Source organism: Micromonospora sp. NPDC048842 (genome assembly GCF_040649935.1).
GTDB lineage: Bacteria > Actinomycetota > Actinomycetes > Mycobacteriales > Micromonosporaceae > Micromonospora > Micromonospora hortensis.
Window position 1 is genome coordinate 1 of sequence record NZ_JBEZGK010000027.1, and the last position, 21,052, is coordinate 21,052.

Annotated in this window: 18 protein-coding genes and 1 pseudogene; 8 read left to right on the forward strand and 11 right to left on the reverse strand. The window is 72.1% G+C overall.

Annotated elements, in window-relative coordinates:
- Positions 1-190: 190 nt before the first annotated feature.
- Positions 191-1,786: an NAD(P)/FAD-dependent oxidoreductase gene (locus AB0C19_RS27900; RefSeq protein ID WP_357190079.1), complete on the forward strand. Its 1,596-nt coding sequence runs from the start codon at positions 191-193 to the stop codon at positions 1,784-1,786.
- A 129-nt stretch (positions 1,787-1,915) separates the two neighbouring features.
- On the opposite strand, the gene AB0C19_RS27905 is transcribed toward AB0C19_RS27900, so the two are convergent.
- Positions 1,916-3,496 carry a Rieske 2Fe-2S domain-containing protein gene (locus tag AB0C19_RS27905; RefSeq protein WP_357190081.1) on the reverse strand — a complete coding sequence of 527 codons (1,581 nt, stop codon included), beginning with the start codon at positions 3,494-3,496 and terminating at the stop codon, positions 1,916-1,918.
- A 198-nt stretch (positions 3,497-3,694) separates the two neighbouring features.
- On the opposite strand from AB0C19_RS27905, the gene AB0C19_RS27910 reads away from it, so the two are divergent.
- Positions 3,695-3,916 (forward strand): DUF2631 domain-containing protein, encoded by a 222-nt coding sequence (locus AB0C19_RS27910; protein WP_091400308.1) that lies wholly within the window; start codon positions 3,695-3,697, stop codon positions 3,914-3,916.
- Between the two features lie 85 nt (positions 3,917-4,001).
- On the opposite strand, the gene AB0C19_RS27915 is transcribed toward AB0C19_RS27910, so the two are convergent.
- The 3 genes from AB0C19_RS27915 to AB0C19_RS27925 all read right to left on the reverse strand — a co-directional run bounded on the left by AB0C19_RS27915 (position 4,002) and on the right by AB0C19_RS27925 (position 7,847).
- Positions 4,002-5,165: a DivIVA domain-containing protein gene (locus AB0C19_RS27915; protein WP_357190083.1), complete on the reverse strand. Its 1,164-nt coding sequence runs from the start codon at positions 5,163-5,165 to the stop codon at positions 4,002-4,004.
- Between the two features lie 31 nt (positions 5,166-5,196).
- The gene (gene rlmN / locus AB0C19_RS27920; RefSeq protein ID WP_091400305.1) at positions 5,197-6,354 is read right to left on the reverse strand and encodes a 23S rRNA (adenine(2503)-C(2))-methyltransferase RlmN; all 1,158 of its coding nucleotides are present in this window, start codon (positions 6,352-6,354) and stop codon (positions 5,197-5,199) included.
- A 104-nt stretch (positions 6,355-6,458) separates the two neighbouring features.
- The gene (locus tag AB0C19_RS27925; protein WP_357190086.1) at positions 6,459-7,847 is read right to left on the reverse strand and encodes a phosphatidate cytidylyltransferase; all 1,389 of its coding nucleotides are present in this window, start codon (positions 7,845-7,847) and stop codon (positions 6,459-6,461) included.
- Positions 7,848-8,230: 383 nt separating this feature from the next.
- On the opposite strand from AB0C19_RS27925, the gene AB0C19_RS27930 reads away from it, so the two are divergent.
- Positions 8,231-8,674, forward strand: a complete 444-nt coding sequence (locus tag AB0C19_RS27930; RefSeq protein ID WP_357190088.1) for a hypothetical protein — start codon at positions 8,231-8,233, stop codon at positions 8,672-8,674.
- A gap of 52 nt (positions 8,675-8,726) precedes the next feature.
- Here the strand turns inward: AB0C19_RS27930 and frr are convergent, their stop codons facing one another.
- From frr to AB0C19_RS27955, 5 genes and pseudogenes are all read right to left on the reverse strand, one after another.
- Positions 8,727-9,284 (reverse strand): ribosome recycling factor, encoded by a 558-nt coding sequence (gene frr / locus AB0C19_RS27935; RefSeq protein WP_203149044.1) that lies wholly within the window; start codon positions 9,282-9,284, stop codon positions 8,727-8,729.
- 84 nt (positions 9,285-9,368) lie between these two features.
- Complete coding sequence (gene pyrH / locus AB0C19_RS27940; RefSeq protein ID WP_030487501.1) at positions 9,369-10,136, reverse strand: UMP kinase; 768 nt, start codon at positions 10,134-10,136, stop codon at positions 9,369-9,371.
- Positions 10,137-10,297: 161 nt separating this feature from the next.
- Complete coding sequence (tsf, locus tag AB0C19_RS27945) at positions 10,298-11,125, reverse strand: translation elongation factor Ts (RefSeq protein WP_091400300.1); 828 nt, start codon at positions 11,123-11,125, stop codon at positions 10,298-10,300.
- Positions 11,126-11,259: 134 nt separating this feature from the next.
- The gene (gene rpsB / locus AB0C19_RS27950) at positions 11,260-12,207 is read right to left on the reverse strand and encodes a 30S ribosomal protein S2 (RefSeq protein WP_357190091.1); all 948 of its coding nucleotides are present in this window, start codon (positions 12,205-12,207) and stop codon (positions 11,260-11,262) included.
- A gap of 403 nt (positions 12,208-12,610) precedes the next feature.
- Positions 12,611-13,712 (reverse strand): annotated as a pseudogene (locus tag AB0C19_RS27955) (hypothetical protein).
- 167 nt (positions 13,713-13,879) lie between these two features.
- Here AB0C19_RS27955 and AB0C19_RS27960 point away from each other — a divergent pair.
- The 5 genes from AB0C19_RS27960 (at position 13,880) to AB0C19_RS27980 (ending at position 19,691) form a co-directional block, all read left to right on the forward strand.
- Complete coding sequence (locus AB0C19_RS27960) at positions 13,880-14,239, forward strand: YraN family protein (RefSeq protein ID WP_355005226.1); 360 nt, start codon at positions 13,880-13,882, stop codon at positions 14,237-14,239.
- 30 nt (positions 14,240-14,269) lie between these two features.
- Complete coding sequence (locus tag AB0C19_RS27965; protein WP_357190093.1) at positions 14,270-15,790, forward strand: YifB family Mg chelatase-like AAA ATPase; 1,521 nt, start codon at positions 14,270-14,272, stop codon at positions 15,788-15,790.
- A complete protein-coding gene (locus tag AB0C19_RS27970; protein ID WP_357190096.1) occupies positions 15,787-17,001 on the forward strand; it encodes a DNA-processing protein DprA in 1,215 nt (404 codons plus the stop codon). Before AB0C19_RS27965 ends, AB0C19_RS27970 begins: the two co-directional genes overlap by 4 nt.
- A 364-nt stretch (positions 17,002-17,365) precedes the next feature.
- The gene (locus tag AB0C19_RS27975; protein WP_357190098.1) at positions 17,366-18,403 is read left to right on the forward strand and encodes a tyrosine recombinase XerC; all 1,038 of its coding nucleotides are present in this window, start codon (positions 17,366-17,368) and stop codon (positions 18,401-18,403) included.
- Positions 18,404-18,509: 106 nt separating this feature from the next.
- On the forward strand, positions 18,510-19,691 hold the full coding sequence (locus tag AB0C19_RS27980) for an aminotransferase class V-fold PLP-dependent enzyme (RefSeq protein WP_357190100.1): 1,182 nt from the start codon (positions 18,510-18,512) through the stop codon (positions 19,689-19,691).
- Here the strand turns inward: AB0C19_RS27980 and AB0C19_RS27985 are convergent.
- Positions 19,612-20,334: a M23 family metallopeptidase gene (locus AB0C19_RS27985; protein WP_357190102.1), complete on the reverse strand. Its 723-nt coding sequence runs from the start codon at positions 20,332-20,334 to the stop codon at positions 19,612-19,614. The two genes, AB0C19_RS27980 and AB0C19_RS27985, sit on opposite strands and share 80 nt — an antisense overlap.
- A gap of 142 nt (positions 20,335-20,476) precedes the next feature.
- Positions 20,477-20,923: a DUF4240 domain-containing protein gene (locus AB0C19_RS27990; protein ID WP_357190191.1), complete on the reverse strand. Its 447-nt coding sequence runs from the start codon at positions 20,921-20,923 to the stop codon at positions 20,477-20,479.
- Positions 20,924-21,052: the final 129 nt, after the last annotated feature.

The following is a 21,052-nucleotide window of genomic DNA, read 5'->3' on the forward strand; positions in this document are numbered from 1 at the left end:
CGGGGCCCCCCCCCCCCCCCATTTTGTTTTATTCCGTGTTTTGTCTCTTCCCCGGGCGGTCTGCCCATCTAATAAAGTAAACCACCGGGGGTGGGGGTGGGGGTGGGGGTGGGTGGGGGTGGGGGTGGGGTTGGTGGGTGGGAGTGGAAGGGGTGACCTGGGCTGGTGGGGCGGACTAGGCTGCCGCGGCATGAGCAGTGAGATTCCGGCCCGCGCCGACGTCGTCATCGTCGGTGCCGGGCACAACGGCCTGGTCTCCGCGGTCCTGCTGGCCCGCGCCGGCCTGGACGTTCTCGTGCTGGAGGCCGCCGACGTGATCGGCGGCGCGACCCGCACCGAGAACCCGTTCCCGACGGTGCCGGGGCTGCGCCACTCCACCGGTTCGTACCTGCTCGGGCTGATGCCCCCGGAACTGCTCGCCACGCTCGACGTCCGGATCCCGGTGCTGCGCCGCGACCCGCACTACTTCCTCCCCACCCCGGGCGGCCTCGGCTCGCCGTACCTGCTCTTCGGCAGTGACACCGCCGCCACCCGGGCGCAGCTCGCCGAGTTCTTCTCCCCCGCCGACGTGGCCGCCGACGACGCCATGCAGGCCGAGCTGGCCGCGCTGCGGGAAGACCTCGCCCCGGCCTGGCTGGCCGAGCCGCTGAGCGTCCAGGAGACCGCCGAACGGCACGTCCGCCCAGCGCTGCGCCAGGTCTTCGTCGACCTCGTGCAGGGTTCCGTCGCCGACTACCTGGCCCGGTTCGAGTTCCGCTCCGAACTGCTGGTCAGCATGTACGCGGTCACCGACGGCCTCTCCGGGCTCAACGCCGGCCCGGACGACCCCGGCACCGGCCACAACTTCCTCGTGCACAACATGTGCCGACTGCCCGGCTCCGGCGGCACCTGGATGATCGCCGAGGGTGGGATGGGCACCGTCTCCCGGATCTTCGCCGAGGCCGCACGCGCCGCCGGAGCGACAATCCTGACCGGTACGCCGGTGCACGCTGTGACACTGGACGGCGGCGCGGCTAGCGGAGTGGTGCTGACCGACGGTCGAGAGGTCGCCGCCCGTGTGGTGCTCGGCGCGTGTGACCCGTACCGGCTGATGGACCTGTTGCCCGACGGCGCGCTCCCGGCGCGGCTCGGTGAACGGATGGCGGCGGTCCGCCGGCCCGGCACCACCCTCAAGCTCAACCTGGCGCTCACCGGGCTGCCGCGGTTCTCCTGCCTGCCCGACGGCACGCCGAGCCCGTTCGGCTCGACCATCCACCTGCTGCCCGGGTCGGCGTCGCTGGTCGGCGGGGCGGAGGCGTCGCCGATGACCGCGCTGCGCGCCATGTGGGCGGACGTGCAGGCCGGGCTGCTGCCGGCGGAGCCCACCATCGAGTGGTACCTGCACACCACAGTCGACCCGTCGCTCTCCGACGCCGCCGGGCACCACTCGTCGGCGCTCTTCGTCCAGTCCGTCCCCTACGAGTTGGCCGGCACGACCTGGGACGCGGAGCTGCCCGGCTACGTCGACCGGCTGCTCGGGATCGTCGAGCGGTACGCCCCCGGCACCGCCGACCTGATCGCTGACGCGGTGCCGCTGCCGCCGCCCGGTATCGAGGAGCACTTCGGCATCACCGGCGGGCACATCCACCACGTCGACAACACCGTCTCGTTCACTGACCGGATGCCCTACGCCACCGGCGTCGATGGTGTGTACGCCGGCAGCGCTGGCTGCCACCCGGCCGGCAGCGTCATCGGCGCGGCCGGCCACAACGCCGCCCGCCGCATCCTCACCGACCTGTCGGCCTGACCCCTAACCCGCCCCCGGCCCCGGCCCGGCCCGGCCCGGCCCGGCCCGGCCCGGCCCCCGTTGATCATGAAGTTATTGCCTGCCGCAGCGGCGTGTCGCGGCAATAACTTCATGATCAACGCAGGCGGGTCAGATCACCGCCTCGCCGGCGGGGGCCGGGGTTTCCGCGTCCACCCGGTGGGCTCGCACCTTGTGGCCGACGCTCGTTAGGCAGCGGCCGCTGGGGAGGTCGAAGCGCCAGCCGTGCAACTGGCAGGTGAGCTGGTCACCGTCGACGATGCCGAAGCGGGTCAGATCCGCCTTCAGGTGCGGGCACCGCCGCTGCACCACCCAGTCGCCAAGCGTGATGTCCTCGGCGTCGGTGCTGCGCTCGTGCTCGTCGTACCAGCCCTCGGCGTACTGGAGCCGCTCCTCGGAGAGGCACTTGAAGAACGCGTAGACGAACTCGTTGTACTGGCCGATCCGGGCCGCCGAGAACCGGCAGGACAGGAAGAGCGAGTTGACCCAGTCCACCTCGTCGATGAAGAGAAGGTGCTCGATCAGCGACCGCTCGGTCCGGAACCGGTAGCGCACCTTCTCGTCCGCGTACGGCCGAACCTCCTTGCCGGGGAAGTCCACCACGATCGACTCGACGCTCTCGCCGTCATACCCCACCAGGTCGAAACGGACCGGGCCACCGACCCCCTTGGCCAGGTAGATCGACTCGTCGAGCAGCGGCTCGATCCGACGCTTCATCTCGCCGAGAACGTCCACCTCGGGGTGCCGCCAGGACGCCTTCTCCGCCTCGATGATCGGGCGCTTGCGCTCCCGCATCTCCTCCAGGTGCGCGACCTTGTTCGCGAAGAACTCCTGCACCGGCACCGGATGGGTGGTGCTCGCGCCCTCGGTGGTGACCTCGGCGACGCTGCCCGGCAGCAGCACGATCCCGTTGGTGCCGCCGACCTTGGCGTACTCCGACATGAAGACGGACTGGTCGGGGAAGATGTTGCCCTCGTCGCCGTGGATGTCGTTGAACTGCCACAGGGCGTCGTCGAGGAAGCACGGCGGGCCGGCGATCGGGAAGACATGCGACGCCTTCAGGTCGTCGATGTACCGCCAGGTCCGGTCGAACTGCCGGTCACGCTTCTGCTTGCCGAACGCGGTCTTCGCCGCCTGCGGCAGCTCGTAGACCATCGGGTACCAGATCGCACCGGAGAACTGGAGCAGGTGCGCGTGCACGTGCCCCAGCTCGGCGAAGACGCTCAGGTCGGTGGGGCGGGCGTCGTTCTGGTTGAGCAGCCGCACACCCTCGTACTCGACCCAGAGCGAGGAGTCGCCGATCGGCCCGTCGGTCGGGCTGGTCAACGCCTGAATCATGATCTTCAGGCCGCCGGGCAGCTCCACCACCTGCTCGTTGGGCGCCTTCAGGAACTTCGTGAAGCCCAGCGCCCGGAACTCGTCCTCCATCTCCGAGGTGGGGAACTCGGGGAGCAGGACCGTGGCGTCCTTGGAGACGAAGTCGCGCAGGTGCTTCGCGTCGAAGTGGTCCCGGTGCAGGTGGGAGACGTACAGGTAGTCGACCTGACCCAGGCTCTCCCAGTCCAGCAGTGAATTGTCCGGGAACGGAAACCACGACGCGAAGTAGGCCGGATTCACCCACGGGTCGCACAGGATGCTGCCCGCGGCCGTGTCGATCCGCATGCTGGCGTGCCCGGTTCCGGTCACTCGCACCGCACAGTCCCCCTCAAACAGACAATCAGGTGTACGCCAAACGCTACCGGAGCGAGTCTGACCGCCGCCCCGCGACGCCGGTAGTGCCGTCCAGCCCAGGTGGGGCAGGGCCGATGGCCAGGAAACCCCCACCCCACCGCACCGGGTACGAGGCGTGCCAGACTAACCAAAGATCCGATCGCGAGGGAAGGACCGACAGTGGCAGGAAGCGAGCCGGTAACGTCGCCAGACCAGCACAAGCCCGGGCACCGCAAGGCCGGGCAGATCGGCGCCGTGCTGTCCGCACTGGCGCTGCTGGCGATGATCTGCGGCAACCACGAGGGCAGGGTCGAGGACATCTGGCTGATCGGCCTGGCCGCGCTGCTGCTGATCATCGTGATCGGCGACGTCGTGTTGCGGCGCAGCGGTCTGCGCTCCTGACCGACCCACCGCCGGACGACCGGCCGACGTACGCCGAGGGCCCGCCCCCACCCGGGGACGGGCCTTCGTCCGTGTCGCGTCGGGGTCAGCGCCCGAAGAGGATGTCCTGCACGTCCTTGAGCGCGGCGTCGACCTCAGCCTCGAAGTAGCCACCCGGAACCAGGCCGAACCGGAGCGTGTCCAGGTCCTTCGGGTCGACAGGCATCGGGTTGCGGCGCTGCATGCCACCGAGCAGGGTGTCGAAGAACCGGTCCACCTGATCGGGGTCGTACCCGCTGCCGAACCGGCGCACCTGGAAGCTGCGGCGGATCTGGTCGACCCGGTACAGGTCGCTGCCGGGCGGACCGGCCATCGGCGGACCACCCATCGGCGGACCACCCATCGGCGGGCCGGCCACCGCTGGCGGACCGGCCATCGGCGGGCCACCCATGCCCTGCTGCGGCAGCGGAGGCGGACCGGCCGGACCACGGCGCATGTCGCGCAGATCCCGCTCCGGCATCCGGATCTCGGCCGTCATGTCGGCGCGACCGTGCCGCCCGGCCTCGAAGCCGTCGAAGCGCGGCTCCTCCGGAGGCGGCGGATAACCGCCGGGCGCGCGTTGGTCGTCGGGGCCGTACCCACCGCGTTGGTCATCCTGGCCGTAGCCAGCGGGTGAGCGCTGGTCGTCCGGGGGGCCGTACCCGCTGGGACCGGCGGGCAGGCCGCGCTGCGGCATGCCGTGGCCACCCATCGGGCCAGGGCCCATCGGGCCACCGGGACCCATCGGCGGGCCGGCCGGGCCACGTGGCGCGTCGTAACCACCGCCGCGGGGGGCGTCGTACCCACCGGCGAAGGCACCGGTCGGCTCGTCGTAGCGGCCGTAGGGCGGGCCGGCCTGCGCGGGCATCGGCCGCGGCGGCATCGGCTGCGGGACCATGCCCCGCTCGTCACGCATCGGCGGACCCATCCGGTCCGGTGGGCCCATCCGGTCACCCATCCGGGGGTCGCCACCGCGCCCGGCGCTGTTGCGCTCCTCCAGCTCGGCCAGCTGCCGCTCGACCCGGTCCAGGTGCAGGTCGACCTGCCACTCGTCGTAGCCGTTGAAGCGGACCCGGAAGACGACGTCATGAACCTCCTGGGAGGCCACCGGGGCACCGACCTGTCGGCCGTCGAGCGTCGCCTCGACCCGGTCGAGGAAGGCATCCACCTCGTCGACCTTGTATCCCCGGCGGAGCGCCTTGCGCCGGAAACGCTGACCCTGACTCGCCACTATGTCTCCTGGTCTCGTTCGCCACGCCCGGTCACGCCGGTGCCTCTCCGGCGCGGTCGGTGTTGGTGTCGTTGTCTTCGGCGGCGGCAAGCTGGCCACACGCGCCGTCGATCTCGCGACCTCGGGTGTCCCGAACTGTGGTGGACACCCCGGCGTCGCGCAACCGCCGGACGAACTCCCGCTCGACCGGCTTAGGGCTCGCGTCCCAGCGGCTGCCCGGCGTCGGATTGAGCGGAATGAGGTTCACGTGGGCCAATTTGCCGGCCAGCAGCCGCCCGAGCAGGTCGGCTCGCCACGGCTGGTCGTTCACGTCCTTGATCATCGCGTACTCGATCGACACGCGGCGGCCCGTCCGGGCGGCGTAGTCCCACGCTGCGTCCAGCACCTCGGCTACCTTCCAGCGCTGGTTTACCGGCACGAGTTCGTCGCGCAGATCATCATCGGGCGCGTGCAACGACAACGCAAGGGTCACTGAGAGGTCTTCGCTGGCCAGTCGGTGGATGGCCGGAACCAGGCCGACCGTGGAAACGGTGATGTGCCGCTGGGACAGGCCGAGCCCCTCCGGAGCCGGGCTGACCAGCCGACGGATCGCCGCGATCACCCGGTTGTAGTTGGCCAGCGGCTCGCCCATGCCCATGAAGACGACGCGCGACAGTCTCGGCGGGGAACCCGCCACCACGCCGGAGGCCGCCACCCCGGCCATGTACACCGCCTGGTCGACGATCTCCGCCGTCGACAGGTTGCGGGTCAGCCCGGCCTGGCCGGTAGCGCAGAACGGACAGGCCATGCCGCAGCCCGCCTGGCTGGAAATGCAGACGGTCACCCGGTCCGGGTAACCCATCAGCACGCTCTCGACCAGCGCGCCGTCGTGCAGCCGCCAGAGCGCCTTGCGGGTCGCGCCGTCGTCGCAGGCCAGCTCGCGCACCGGGTTGAGCAACGTCGGCAGCAACTGGTCGGCCAGCCGCTCCCGGGTCGCGGCGGGCAGATCGGTCATCGCCTGCGGGTCGCGGACCAACCGCCCGAAGTAGTGGTTGGAGACCTGCTTGGCGCGGAAGGCCGGCTCACCCAACCCGGTGACCAACGCCTGGCGGCCGGCCAGGTCCAGGTCAGCGAGGTGCTGAGGGGGCATGGAGGCCCGGCGCGCGGCGGGGGCGACCGAGATGGCGGGGATCAAGGGCAGGCTCGTCATGGCTGGTCCAGTGTGTCACGCCGTCGGCGGCGGCTGCCGGTCCGGAGGTGTCGAACGGGCCGCGACCGCCGGGGCCGGATGACCAGGTCGCCGTGATTCATACCTCAGCTCACCACCGGCACGAACACCGCCAACAGCAGGTAGGCCGTCGGCACCGCGAACAGGATCGAGTCCAGTCGGTCCATCAGACCGCCGTGGCCGGGCAGCAGGTTGCTCATGTCCTTCACGCCGAGATCCCGCTTGATCATCGACTCGGCCAGGTCACCGAGGACCGCAGCGCACGAGACGGCCACCCCGAACAGCGCGCCCCACCAGGGAGCCACCTCGAACATCAGCCACAGCAGCAACGCCCCGCCCAGGGCCGCCGCGGTGACCGAGCCGGCGAAGCCCTCCCAGGACTTCTTCGGGCTGATCGACGGGGCCATCGGGTGACGGCCGAAGGAGACCCCGGCCGCGTACCCCCCGGTGTCGGAGAGGACCACCCCGATCAGCGTGGCCAGGATGCGCAGGTGACCATCGCCGGGGGCCGCCGCCAGCAGCGCCGCGAAACCGGCGAGGAACGGCACGTAGACGGCGATCAGGGTGGCCGCTGTGAGATCCCGCTGGAAGCCGGCCGGCCCGTCACCCAACCGCCAGATCATGGTGCCCAGCACGGTGACCAGCAGCCCCAGGCTGAGCGCGTCCGGGCCGGCGTACCAGGCCAGACCCACTGTCAACACGCCACCGGCGATCAGTGGCACCAGCGGCGGGTGCGCACCGCTGCGTCGGACCGCGCGGGCCATCTCCCACATGCCGATGGCGACCGCGGCGGCGATCACCGGCAGGAAGGCCAACGGATAGACCAGCAGCGGCACCACGATCAACGCGCCGAGGCCGAGGCCGACCCCGATCGCCGCGGGAAGGTTGCGCCCGGCCCGCCCGGTGCCCACCTGCTGGGTGGCCGGTCGGTCGAGGCTGGCCCGACGTCGCCCCTTCGACCGTCGACCTGTCGTCGGAACCTCGTCCGGCACCACGTCGGCCCGGACGGGCGCGAGCTGCTCGGTCGGGTACCCCGGGTCGTCGAAGCGGGCGGGAGGGCCGTCGAGACGGCTCGGCTCGTCGAAGTGCCCGCGGTCCGGGCCGTCGTACCGGGGCGGCCCCTCCCCCGTGGGAGGTCGGTCCGGGTAGCGGTCACCGCGACCCCGGTCGTCGTACCGGTCGGGCTGGTTGCGGTCGTCGACGTGCCGGTCCCGATCGTCGAAGCGATCGTGCCGGTCGCGGTCGTCGAAGCGGTCGTCCGGGCGGGCCGGGCGGCCACGCTCGTCGTACGGGTCCGCGGGGTGCGGGTCGGTGTACGGCCGGGCGTGCGGGTCGGCGTACAGCTCAGGGCCGGCGGCCGGACGGCGGCTCCACTGGCCTGCCTCCAGCTCCTGGTCCGGCCAGGGCAGCGCCACCGGGCGCTCCGGCCGGTCCCAGCCGCGAGGCTCGCTGCCGTAGGGGTCGGGGTGGGACATCACGCACCGCGAAGCGGCACGAGAACCACCACATGACGCAAGACCACAAGCATCCCCTACACGTGCGATGTTCCTCCGATTGACCGCCCCGACGGTCGGTCGATCCCCGGTGTTCACCACCCGGTGGCCGGGAATCCTGCCGAGCCTACTGCACACGCCGGATCGGCACGGCGGACGAGGCACGCCCACGGACGCCACCCGGCGCCACCGGCCCGCCGGCCAGCGACACACACCCATCCGGTACGGCAGACCGCAGGCAATCCGCAGCCGTCGATCCGACTCGTCCGGTGCGCGATCGAGTACTGAGCGAACCCCGCTCGGCGTGGTCCGCTGGTGCCGCGTCGGCGCCAGCCTGCGCTCCGCAACGGGGGAAGGGCACTCACATGTACAAGTTCGGTCTCGCGGTGCTGACGGTGGCCGCCATGGTCCTGGGAGCAGGGTCACCGGCCGCCGCCACCACGGCACGGACCAGGATCACCATCGACCGCCACACCAGCGAGCTGTACCCGTTCGAGCCGCCCGTCGGCGAACCGGGGGTGACGTACCCGGCAGCAGGGGTCACCGCCACCGCCCGGAACTGCCCGGCCGGCATCGTCCTCATGTCGGCCTCGCTGGTGCAGGACGGCCTGCCGACCCTCTGGGCCACCGGAGGACACGGCGCCGGCGAGATCCTCTGCGACGGCGGCACCGTCGAACTCGGGATGGGGTTCGCCCGGATCGCTCCCGCGCTGCACCCCGGCCGGGCCACGGCCCACTTCTCGCTGCGGAACTGGGACACCGGCGAGCAGGTCGCCGAGAGCACCAGGACCGTCTGGATCCCCTGCTGACCTATGGAACGAGGCCCGTTCCCGACGTCGGGAACGGGCCTCGCAGCATGGGTCACACCTCGAGCAGCTCGGTTTCCTTGTGCTTCACCAGGTCGTCGACGCTGGCCACGTACCGCTGGGTCAGGTCGTCGAGTTCCTTCTCGGCGCGGCGACCGTCGTCCTCGCCGGCCTCGCCGTCCTTGACGATCCGGTCCAGCTCTTCCTTGCCACGGCGGCGGACGTTGCGGATCGCCACCTTGGCCTCCTCGCCCTTGTGCCGAGCCACCTTGATCATGTCGCGGCGGCGTTCCTCGGTCATCTGCGGGAGCAGGATGCGCAGCTGGTTGCCCTCGTTGTTCGGGTTCACCCCGAGGTCCGAGTCGCGGATCGCCTTCTCCATGGCGTTGATCTGCGAGTTGTCGTACGGCTTGATGATGGCCATCCGCGGCTCGGGGACCGCGATGGACGCCATCTGCGTCAGCGGCGTGGGCGTGCCGTAGTAGTCGATGATGACCTTGGAGAACATGGCGGCGTTGGCGCGACCGGTACGGATGGCGCCGAACTCCTCCTTGGCGTGCTCGACCGCACGCTCCATCTTCTCCTCGGCCTCGAGGAGGGTGTCGTCGATCACCGGTCTCCTCGCCTCCTTCTGTGCTCGTGGTGGGCTCTGCTGAAAGTCGTCAGACCCGCTGTCGTCGTCGCCGGTCGGCGGGACTCAGGCGGTGATCAGGGTGCCGATCTTGTCGCCACCCACCGCGCGGATGATGGTGTCGTCACCCTGCGCGCCAAAGACCAGCATCGGCAGGCCGTTCTCCATGCAGAGGCTGAACGCCGCCGCGTCGGCCACCCGCAGGTTGCGGCGCAGCGCCTCGGAGAAGGTGATCGAGTCGAGCTTGCTGGCGGTGGGGTCGATCCGCGGGTCGGCGGTGTAGACGCCGTCCACGCCGTTCTTGCTCATCAGCACCACGTCGGCCCGGATCTCCAGCGCCCGCTGGGCGGCCACCGTGTCCGTGGAGAAGTACGGCATTCCGGCGCCGGCGCCGAAAATGACCACGCGGCCCTTCTCCAGGTGCCGGATGGCCCGCAGCGGGATGTACGGCTCGGCGACCTGGGCCATCGTGATGGCGCTCTGCACCCGGGTCTCGATGCCCTCCTTCTCCAGGAAGTCCTGGAGTGCGAGGCAGTTCATCACGGTGCCGAGCATGCCCATGTAGTCGGCGCGGGCCCGGTCCATCCCACGCTTCTGCAGCTCCGCGCCGCGGAAGAAGTTGCCCCCGCCGACCACCACGGAGACCTGCACGCCGCGGCGGACCACTGTGGCGATCTGCCGGGCGATGGCCTGGACGACGTCCGGGTCGACGCCGATCGCGCCGCCACCGAAGACCTCACCGGAGAGCTTCAGCACCACCCGGCGGGCGCGCCCCGGCGGCGGTGCCGTCGGATCGTCCAACTCCAGCGTCCGGTCACTCACAACCTGCGTCATCCGCCCCGCCCTTCCCCACGCGCACGCCCCGTGCGGCGCGTACCGCGAACCTGCCGCTGCCGACCCTATGTGACGAGGAGGCCGCGGTGCCTGTCACGTACACCGGCGGCCTCCTCGTTGATGTCTCCTGCCCACGGGCGCCAGCGGCGCCCGGTGGCGGCTCAGGCCTGGCCGACCTCGAACCGCACGAAGCGGGTGACCTCGATGCCGGCCTCGGCCAGCAGCTGCTTCACCGACTTCTTGTTGTCAGAGACGGACGACTGCTCGATCAGGACGAAGTCCTTGAAGAAGGAGTTCACCCGACCCTCGATGATCTTCGGCAGGGCCGCCTCGGGCTTGTTCTCCTCGCGGGCGGTCTGCTCGGCGATGCGCCGCTCGGACTCGACGACCTCAGCCGGAACCTCGTCCCGGGTGAGGTACTTCGGCCGCATCGCGGCGATCTGCATGGCCACACCACGGGCGTCGGCATCGCCAGCCTCGTCGGTCTTGCCGGTGTACGACACCAGCACGCCAACGGCCGGCGGCAGGTCCTGGGCCTTGCGGTGCAGGTAGACGGCGGTGGTGCCCTCGACCCGGGCGAACCGGTTGAGGACCAGCTTCTCGCCGATCTTGGCGGACTGCTCCTGGATCAGGTCCGCGATGACCTTGCCGTCGAGCTCGCTGGCGAGCAGCTCCTCGGCGGAGTTCACGCCGGCGCGCTCACCGTGCTCGACCAGCTGCTGGCCCAGCGCGATGAACGACTCGGTCTTGGCGACGAAGTCGGTCTCGCAGTTGAGCTCGAGCAGCGCCTTGCCGGAGTGGGCGACCAGGCCGTTCGCGGCCGTACGGCCGGCCCGCTTGCCGACGTCCTTGGCGCCCTTGACGCGCAGGATCTCGACGGCCTTGTCGAAGTCGCCCTCGGCCTCGGTCAGCGCCTTCTTGCTGTCCATCATGCCGGCGCCGGTGAGGTCGCGGAGCTTCTTGACGTCCGCGGCGGTGATTTGGGACATGGCTCTCTCTTCGGTGTTGAGACGGCGTGTGGATGGTCAGAGGTGCCGGTTACCCGGATCCGGGCGGATCGTGCCCGGCGTACCGTCGCTGCCCGCCGTTCGCGAAAACGGACGGCGGGGCAGCGACGGTGCGATCACTCCGCGGTGGCGGCCGCCGGCTGCTCGGTGGCGGCCTGCGCCGGCTGCTCCGGGGTGGCGGGCTGCTCGGCGGCGGCAGCGGCGGGCTGCTCGGCCGGGGCGGCTGCCGCGGCCGGAGCGGCCGGGGCGGCCGGGGCGGCCGGAGCGGCCGACTCGTCGGCCTTCTTCGGCTCGAGCAGCTCGCGCTCCCACTCGGTCAGCGGCTCGTCGCTCGCGACACCCTCGGGCTTCTCGTCGTTGCCCCGGCGACGGCCGGAACGCGCGATCAGACCATCCGCGACGGCGGCGGCGACGACCTTGGTCAGCAGCTCCGCCGAGCGGATCGCGTCGTCGTTACCCGGGATCGGGAAGTCGACCTCGTCCGGGTCACAGTTGGTGTCCAGCACCGCGATCACCGGGATGCCCAGCTTGCGGGCCTCGTCGACGGCGATGTGCTCCTTCTTGGTGTCGACGATCCACACCGCGGCGGGAAGCTTCTGCATGTCCCGCAGGCCACCGAGGGTGCGGGTCAGCTTGATCTTCTCGCGGGAGAGCTGCAGGGTCTCCTTCTTGGTGTAACCGGCGGCGGTGCCGCTGAGGTCACCCAGGCCCTCCAGCTCCTTCATCCGCTGGAGCCGCTTGTAAACGGTCTGGAAGTTGGTCAGCATGCCACCGAGCCAGCGGTGGTTGACGTACGGCTGGCCGACCCGGGTCGCCTGGTCGGCAATCGCCTCCTGGGCCTGCTTCTTGGTGCCGACGAACAGGATGCTGCCACCCTCGGCGACGGTCCCACGCACGAACTCGTACGCCTTCTCGATGTACTCGAGGGTCTGGCGCAGGTCGATGATGTAGATGCCGTTGCGCTCGGTCATGATGAAGCGCTTCATCTTCGGGTTCCAGCGCCGGGTCTGGTGCCCGAAGTGGACACCGCTCTCCAGCAGCTGACGCATGGTCACGACGGCCATGGTTGGGGTACTCCTCAAGGTCCCTGGTTGTCACGCCCGGCCGGTGGCCGGGCGTCCTGGCGCCTGGTCGCCGACCCATGGTGGACCCGATCAAGATCGGGACCAGGGAGGCCGTCGCTCCACGACGATTCGTGAAGAGGGCGCGCGAGGTCGACCGCACGAGGCGGTCGCCAGTTGGCCAGTGTACGCCCCTCACCCGTTCAGCCGCCCCGGGGTGCGCGTGGCGTGCTGCTCCGCCGCTCCGCCGCCCGCTCGCCCGATGCTGCTCGTATCAGCGCGCGTTGCCGGGAAGATCGCACTGGTTCGTGGAAATAGTGGCCTCCGCGTCGCCGGAGGCCACTATTTCCTGGTTGTTGTCCGAACCGTCGGGACGCGCGACAGGCCGGCGGCGGGCCGGGCCGGGTCAGCCGGCGGCGAGCGCGGCGGCCACGAAGAGCACCAGGCCGACGGTCAGGTAGGCCGTCGGTGGGCGCAACCAGCCCCGACCGTTGTCGGCGAGCGCCAGACCTCCGGTTCGTAGCCCGTACAGCCCGGTCGCGAAGATCGGCAGACCGGCGACCAGGGCGATACCCGCCACCACGTTCCCGGCGTCCACCGGGTCGCCGGTCACGCCCGCCAGCAGCACCCGCAACGCCGGAACCTCGAAGACCAACACCAGCAGGGCGAAGAGTACGGCCAGCACCGGTCGACGGGTCCGATAGACGCCGTCGGCGGCCGGCGGATACACCGGCGGCTCACCTGCGGGCAGGTCGGGTCGCGGGCCGATCCCGGGCATCGGACCGGTCGGCATCTCCAGCGGGTGCGGAGTGTCGCCGCCACCCCGGGTCGGCTCGATGATCGGGTACCCAGCGAACGGAGCGGGACGAGCCTGGTCGGCGAGCACGCCGGCCGGCGCTGTCGACGTGCTGTCGCGGGACGTCTCCGGCGCCGCGCTGGTCACCGGAGATCCCGCCGCGGCCGTCTCGCGGGCGGCGCGGCGTCCGGGCAGCTCACCGGAGGTCTCCGAGGGGTCCCGGTCCGCCCGACGCGATCGGGTGGCCCGGTAACCGTCCGCCTCCGGCCGCGCGACGCCCAACGGGTCGACCGCGCCGAAACGCCCCGAATCAGCCTCGCTCGCCCCGAACCGACCGGTCTGATCGTCCAGGGCGCCGAAGCGACCCGAGTCCGACTCGGGCGTACCGAAGCGGCCCACGTCCACCGCGCTCAGGCGACCCGAATCCGACTCCGGCGTACCGAAGCGGCTCGCGTCGACGGCGCCGAAGCGTCCCGAGTCCGGCTCCCGGCGGCGGCCGACGCCGGTGTCCTCGACGGAGCGGCCGTCCTCCGCACCACGCTGCTCGGGGATCTCGCTGTCCCGGTACCGCGGTTCGCCCGCGCCGCGCCACTCCGACTCGCCGTAACCGCGACCCCGCTCGTCGGGGTACCAGCGCGACTCCTGATCTTCCGGAAAACTCCGTCGTCCGTCCACGTCAGGCACCGTATGCGACCGGCCACGCCCGCGCCATTTCAGCCCGGCCGACCGCGCCGCCGATCGTCCGGGGCAGCGCGGCCACGAGTCGCGCCGTAGCACAGCGCGGGCATGATCATCCGACTGTCCACAGCACCCCCGTTGTCCACAGGTGGGCGGCTGCCGGGTCGCGGCGATCACCCTCCGGCGGGCACCGTGCCGGCCATGACGAAGCGGAACCAGGCGGTTGGCGCGTACGGCGAGCAATGTGCGGCCCGGCACCTGACCGAGGCGGGGCTGCGCCCGATCGCCCGAAACTGGCGCTGCCCCGCCGGGGAGATCGACATCATCGCGTGGGACGGGCCCGTGCTCGCCTTCTGCGAGGTGAAGACCCGCCGGGGTGAGGGCTTCGGCACGCCGGCCGAGGCGGTAGTGCCGGCCAAGGCCCGCCGGCTGCGAGGGCTCGCCGCGCGGTGGCTGACCGAGACCGGTACGACAGCCGAGGAAGTGCGGTTCGACGTGCTGTCGGTACGGCTGCCCGACGCCGGCCCGGCGCAGGTCGACCACCTCAAGGGCGCGTTCTGACATGCGTACCCGGAGGATCGGTGACGCGTCGTGAGCTACGCGAAGGTGCTCTGCGTGGGGCTGGTCGGGGTGACCGGCCACCTCGTCGAGGTGGAGGCCGACCTGGCCGCCGGCCTGCCGGCGGTGGTGATCTCCGGTCTGCCGGACACCGCCCTGCACGAGGCCCGCGACCGGGTCCGCGCCGCCGTTGTCAACTCCGGTCAGCGCTGGCCGAATCGGCGGATCACTCTCAACCTGCTGCCCGCCACGCTGCCGAAGTTCGGGTCGGCCTTCGATCTGGCCATCGCGGCGGCGCTGTTGGGTGGCTCGGGTGAGTTGCCGCTGCTCCCCTTGGAGGGGGTGGTGGTCCTCGGCGAGCTGGGGCTCGACGGCACGGTCCGACCGGTGCGCGGCGTACTCCCGATGGTCGCCGCCGCGGCCCAGGCCGGCATCGCGCGGGTGATCGTCCCGGTCGGCAACGCCGCCGAGGCCGCCGTCATCCCCGGGGTACGGGTGCGAGCGGTGGACAACCTGCACCGGCTCGTCACCTTCGTTCGGGACGGGACGCCGCTGATCGAACCACCGGCGGACATCCCGGAGCCGTCGGCCGGTGGGCCGGACCTCGCCGACGTCGCCGGGCAGCAGTTGGGTCGGCGCGCCCTGGAGGTCGCCGCCGCCGGTGGGCATCACGTGGCACTGCTCGGCCCGCCGGGCGCTGGCAAGACGATGCTCGCCGAACGACTACCGTCGATCCTGCCCGAGCTGGACGACGACGCGGCGCTGGAGGTCACCGCGCTGCACTCGGTCGCCGGGCTGCTGCCGCCGGGCGGTCGGTTGCTGCGTCGCCCACCGTTCCAGGCGCCGCATCACACCGCGACGGTGCCGTCTCTGGTCGGGGGCGGCTCGGGGCTGGCCCGACCCGGCGCGGTGTCACTGGCACACCGCGGGGTGCTCTTCCTTGATGAGGCTCCAGAGTTCAGCAAGGGTGCGCTGGAGGCGCTGCGCCAGCCGCTGGAGCACGGCCGCATCCAGCTGAGCCGCAGCGGGGGCGGCACCGTGTACCCGGCCCGCACCCAGTTGGTGCTGGCCGCCAACCCCTGTCCGTGCGCGAAGCCGGCCGGTGACGCGCACTGCGAGTGTTCGCCGCTGGCCCGCCGCCGCTACCTGGGAAGACTCTCCGGGCCGCTGCTCGACCGGATCGACGTCCAGGTGCGGCTGATGCCGGTGCGGGCGGCCGAGCTGATGGCGACCGACGGAGATGTCGAGCCCTCGGCGACGGTCGCCGCAAGGGTGGCGGCGGCCCGGCAGGCGGCGGCCAGCCGCTGGGCCGACCTCGGCCGACGGCTCAACGCCGAGGTGGAGGGCCCGCACCTGCGCCGACCGCCGTGGCGGCTGCCGGCCCGGGTCACAGCGGAGCTGCGGGGCCGACTCGACTCCGGCTCACTCTCGGCGCGCGGCTTCGACCGGGTGATCCGGATGGCCTGGACCATCGCTGATCTGGACGGTCGCGACCGACCTGACCAGGACGACGTCCGGGAAGCGCTTCAACTACGGACGGGAGAGGCGGCGTGAGCGCCGACGAGGAACGACGGTTGGCCCGGGTCGCCCTGACCTGGTTGGCGGAGCCGGGCACACGCGCGGTGCATCACCTGGTCGAACGACACGGCCCGGTGGAGACCCTGGACCTGCTGCTCAACGGCGGCAGTCCGGACGGCTGGCTGCACACCACCGTCGCCGCACGCTCGGCGGCCGGCGACGCGCGGGCGGTGGCCGCGGAGGCCCTGGAGCGGGCGGACCGCCTGGGTGCCCGGCTGGTCACGCCGGACGACGAGGAGTGGCCGGCCCCGGTCGCCAGCCTGACCGCGTTGCGGCTGCCGGACGTCAGCCGCCGGGTGGACGGTGAGACCGCCCCGCCGCTCTGCTTCTGGGTACGCGGGGGCTGGCCGCTCGGCGAGGCGCTGGATCGCTCGGTGGCAGTGGTCGGGGCGCGGGCGGCCAGCGGCTATGGGCAGCATGTCGCGACCGAGCTGGGGTATGGCTTGGCGGAGCGGGACTGGACTGTCGTGTCCGGTGGCGCGTTCGGCATCGACGCCGCCGCCCACCGCGGCGCACTCACCGCGGGCGGTCTGACCGTCGCGGTGCTCGCCTGCGGGCTGGACCGTCCGTACCCGATGGGCAACGCCGCGCTCTTCGACCGGATCGCCGAGACGGGGCTGCTGGTCAGCGAGTGGCCGCCCGGTGCCGAGCCGCTGCGGCCCCGGTTCCTGATCCGCAACCGGGTGATCGCCGCGGGCACCCGGGGCACCGTCGTGGTGGAGGCGTCGGCGCGCAGTGGCGCGACGCAGACAGCGCGGCGAGCCATCCACTCCGATCGGGTGGCCATGGTGGTGCCGGGGCCGGTGACCTCGGCGATGTCCGTCGGCGCGCACGAGTTCCTGCGGGAGCACCCCAAGGCACGGCTGGTCACCGGGGTGGCACACGTGCTGGAGGAGGTGGGCCGGATAGGCGCGGACCTGGCCCCGCTGGCCCGTGGACCGCAGCGGGCCACCGACGCGCTGGACGACGACACGCGGTCGCTGCTGGAGGCGCTGCCCCGCCGAGGCGCGATGGGCGTGGACCGGCTCTCCGCCCGCGCCGGCGTCGACGTACGGACCGCGTTGCGCAAGCTGTCGCTGCTGGAGGAGCTGTCCATGGTGGTCCGTCGCGACGACGGCTATGCCCTCGCCCCGCCCGCCAAGCTCAAGCGTGCGACGGCGGAGACGTCCCGTCGACCTGTTACCTGAGCGGATGCGTCACCGCCGCCCGGCCGGGTGTCGTCCGGATGCCCGCACCCTCTCGCGGCCGGGATCCCGGCCAGCCTCTCGCGGTCGGGATCCCGGCCAGCCGATGCTGCCGGTACCGTGCCCGGTCATGGGTGCAATCAAGCCGTGGCACATCAGCGTGCTCTGCTGTCTCGTCGTGACCGCCGTGCTCGTTGTCGGAGTGGTCGTGTTCCTGATCAAAAGGAACAACAGCCGGTAGTCGGGGGTCGCCACCGGCACCGTCGTGTCCGGTGGCGGAGGCGGGCCGGCCGTAGGCTGGTGCCGTGTCAGCCATCAGTGAGGGTGCCGGGGCCGAGGTACCGGCCGGCACGTCGGCGCGGCCACGATGAGCCGACCGGACCGGGGCACCCGGGCCATGCACCAGGCACTTCCGCCGGCGTTGCGCGACGCTGTCGACGACTTCGCCGAGCACCTGTCCCGGGTCCGCAACCGCTCGGCGCACACCGTCCGCGCGTACGTCACCGACCTGGTCTCACTGCTCGACCACGCCGTCCGGATGGGCTGCGTCGACCTCGCCGAGCTGGATCTGTCGGTGCTGCGCAGTTGGCTGGCGAAGCAGCGCACCACTGGTGCGGCCCGCACGTCGTTGGCCCGGCGGGCCGCGTCGGCGCGGGCGTTCAGCGCCTGGGCACACCGGGCCGGGCTGCTCCCCGCCGACGTGGGCGCCACGCTGGCCAGCCCTCGCGCGCACCGGGAACTGCCCAGCGTGCTGCGCGCCGACCAGGCCGCCGCTCTGGTCGAGGCACCGTCCCGGCAGGCACCGTCCCCGAACGCGCCACCCACGAACCCAGCTCGCACGGACGCCGAGCCCGCGGACGCAGCAGCCGGATCAGCGCAGGGCGCAGCGGAAGCGGCCGAGGCGGTGCCGCTACGGGACCGGGTGCTGCTGGAGCTGCTCTACGCCACCGGCGTACGGGTCAGCGAGGTGTGCGGCTTGGACGTCGGCGACGTCGACCACGGCCGGCGGGTGATCAGGGTGTTCGGCAAGGGCGGGCGGGAGCGCTCGGTGCCGTACGGGGTGCCCGCCCAGCGAGCGTTGGACGAGTGGCTGCGCCGGGGCCGCCCGGCGATGGTGGGCGCCCGCTCCGGCGACGCGCTGTTGCTGGGTGCCCGGGGTGGTCGGCTCAACCCGACGACAGCACGTCAGATCGTCGGTGCGTACGCCGAGACCGCCGGGCTGCCCCGGACCAGCCCGCACGATCTCCGCCACACCGCGGCCACCCACCTCCTGGAGGGCGGCGCCGACCTGCGCGCCGTGCAGGAGCTGCTCGGTCACTCGTCGCTGGCGAGCACGCAGATCTACACCCACGTCTCGGTCGAGCGGCTGCGTGCCGCGTACCGGCAGGCGCACCCGCGCGCGTGAGCAAGGCCCGCGAGGCGCACCCACGCGCCTGACCGACGGCCGCGAGGCGCACCCACGCCTGATCGAGGGCCGGAGGGCACGCACACGTGGCGGTTACGATCATCAAGTGAGCGTCCCGAATCCTCCTGAGCCGATCCCGGGCGCCCGCCTGCTCTTCTCCCTGGACCCGGCGGTCAGCCACCTCAACCATGGCTCGTTCGGCGCGGTGCCGATCGGCGTGCAGCGCGCCCAGCAGCGGCTGCGCGACGAGATGGAGGCGAACCCGCTGCGCTTCTTCACCCAGGGGCTCGTCGACCGGATCGCGCACACCCGCCGGCACCTCGCCGGGTTCCTGGGCGCCGACCCGGACGGCAGCGCCCTGGTGGGCAACACCACCACCGGCGTCGCCGTGGTGCTCCAGTCGGTGGGCCTCACTGCCGGCGACGAGGTGCTGAGCACCGACCACGGGTACGGGGCGGTGAGCCTGGCCATCCAGCGCGAGTGCCGCCGCACCGGCGCGGTCGGCCGGGTCCTGCCGATCCCCCTGGCCGCCACCGACGAGCAGATCGTGCAGAGCATCCGCGCTGGTCTGCGCCCCGGGCGGACCCGGCTGCTCGTCGTCGACCAGCTCACCTCGGCCACCGCCAAGCTCTTCCCCACCGCCGCCATCGTCGCGGTGGCCCGCGAACACGGCGTGCCGGTCCTGGTGGACGCCGCGCACGCCCCGGGCATGCTGCCCACCCCGGTAGACAGCATCGGCGCTGACTTCTGGGTGGGCAACCTGCACAAGTGGGCGTACGCCCCGCGCGGGACCGCCCTGCTGGCTGTGGCACCGCAGTGGCGGGACCGGATCGAACCGCTGGTGGTGTCCTGGGAGCAGGAGTCGGGTTTCCCGGCCCGGCTCGAGTGGCAGGCGACTCTCGACTACACGCCCTGGCTGGCCGCCCCGGCGGGCCTGTTCACGATGCGCAGTCTCGGCGTCGACCGGGTGCGGGCGCACAACGCCGCGCTCGCCGCGTACGGCCAGCGGGTGGTGGGGGACGCTCTCGGGGTGGCGCCCGCCGATCTGCCCGACCCCGGCGGACCGGGGGTGGCGCTGCGCCTCATCCCCCTGCCGGCCGGCACGGGCACCACGATCGACGCCGCGCGGGCGTTACAGGCGCGCATCGGTGAACGGATCGCCGCGGAGGTGGCGGTGATGAGTTGGAGCGGCCGGGGGTGGCTGCGGCTCACCGGCCAGGTCTACAACGCCGCCGACGAGTACGAACGGCTGGCCGTACGGCTGCCGGCACTGCTCGCCCAGCGCTGACCGGGCGGCCGGGAGCGGACACCGGGACCGGACCGACCGGGAGCAGGCGCACCGGGCCGAGGCCGAGCAGGGCCAGCGGGTCGAGATATTCCTCGCCCCGGCGTAGGCCCCAGTGCAGGCACGCCTCGGCCGGGCACCCCGGATGCCCGGGCAACAGCTCGCCCAGCGGCGCGCCGGCGGTGACCGGCTGGCCGGGGCGTACGGCGGGTTGGACCGGCTCGTGGGTGGTCCGCAGCCCGTCGGCGTGCCCCACTGTGACCACCGGTCGACCGGCCACCAGGCCGGCGAAGAGCACGGTGCCCGGCCCGGCGCTGCGGACCACCGCCCCGGCGGGGGCGGCCAAGTCGACGCCGCGATGCCCGGGTAGCCACGGTCGCGGCGGCCTGTCGAACCGGCGCACCGGACGGGGTGGCCCGTCGACCGGCCAGCGGAACCGTCCGGCGGGCGTCGGGGCGGCGACCGGCACGGCCAGGGCAGCGGCTGGCTCCGCCACGGTTGCGACCGGCACGGTCGGGGTCGGTGGTTGGCCGGGCACCGCCGCTACCAGCACCGCCAGCCCGCAGAGCTGAATGGTCAGTGCGAGCGGGAGCGCGGCGCAGAGCAGCAGCGTGCGGCGGATCGAACGGACGGATGGCTGTCGCATGACGGCAGCCTCCGGCCGACGCGGTGTCGTCCGCCGGCCCGGCCGACGGGGCTGTGGACAACCGGAGGTGCTGTGGACGACCACCCGACGCCCTCGATGATCTGCTATGCCCGGACGCGGGGCCGACGCCTGATTGACCAGGTCACCACCACTGCTCGTTGGAACCGGTCTCGTAGTCGTACTCCTCGACGTGCTCCCATTCCTTCCCGGTCGCCTTCTCATAGGCGTTGGACGGGACGTCGAGGATCGATTCCGCGTGGGCGGCCTCGTCGGTGGTGAAACGCGCGAACGCCGCCGGATCGGCCAGCACGGCATCGAACGCCGCCGGTCCGGCCACCACCACCGCGCAACGGGCGTACAGGAAACCGTCATCGGACAGTCGGTCGGCGCCGGGTAGGACAGCCTGAGCGAGCACCCGACGGTCCAGTTGGTGGAGCGTGAACGCGAGCGTCTCGGCGAAGCCGACGATCCGCTCCACCGGCTCGTCCGCCAGCACGGCGGTCAACCGCTCGTACGGCCCGTCGTCCTGCGCCTCGGGCCGACCGCCCAGCACCGCGACGAGCCGCCAGAATTCCTCATCCGCAATCATCACAACCCTTGATGATCGCTCGGACGAACCAGTACCGGCCGCTGACCCCACGCCGCCGTACCTCTGGTGCCGTTTTCGGGCCGCCACGGAAGGCCTAGGCTGGGCCGCGTACGGCGGGTGCCGCCGTCT

Coding starts and splice junctions, on each gene's coding strand:
- AB0C19_RS27990 (WP_357190191.1), bottom strand. CDS start 20,923: ATGATTGCGGATGAGGAATTCTGGCGGCTCGTCGCGGTGCTGGGCGGT.
- pyrH (WP_030487501.1), bottom strand. CDS start 10,136: ATGACGCAGGTTGTGAGTGACCGGACGCTGGAGTTGGACGATCCGACG.
- tsf (WP_091400300.1), bottom strand. CDS start 11,125: ATGTCCCAAATCACCGCCGCGGACGTCAAGAAGCTCCGCGACCTCACC.
- rlmN (WP_091400305.1), bottom strand. CDS start 6,354: ATGACGAGCCTGCCCTTGATCCCCGCCATCTCGGTCGCCCCCGCCGCG.
- AB0C19_RS27960 (WP_355005226.1), top strand. CDS start 13,880: ATGACGAAGCGGAACCAGGCGGTTGGCGCGTACGGCGAGCAATGTGCG.
- AB0C19_RS27900 (WP_357190079.1), top strand. CDS start 191: ATGAGCAGTGAGATTCCGGCCCGCGCCGACGTCGTCATCGTCGGTGCC.
- AB0C19_RS27930 (WP_357190088.1), top strand. CDS start 8,231: ATGTACAAGTTCGGTCTCGCGGTGCTGACGGTGGCCGCCATGGTCCTG.
- AB0C19_RS27925 (WP_357190086.1), bottom strand. CDS start 7,847: ATGTCCCACCCCGACCCCTACGGCAGCGAGCCTCGCGGCTGGGACCGG.
- AB0C19_RS27975 (WP_357190098.1), top strand. CDS start 17,366: ATGAGCCGACCGGACCGGGGCACCCGGGCCATGCACCAGGCACTTCCG.
- AB0C19_RS27985 (WP_357190102.1), bottom strand. CDS start 20,334: ATGCGACAGCCATCCGTCCGTTCGATCCGCCGCACGCTGCTGCTCTGC.
- rpsB (WP_357190091.1), bottom strand. CDS start 12,207: ATGGCCGTCGTGACCATGCGTCAGCTGCTGGAGAGCGGTGTCCACTTC.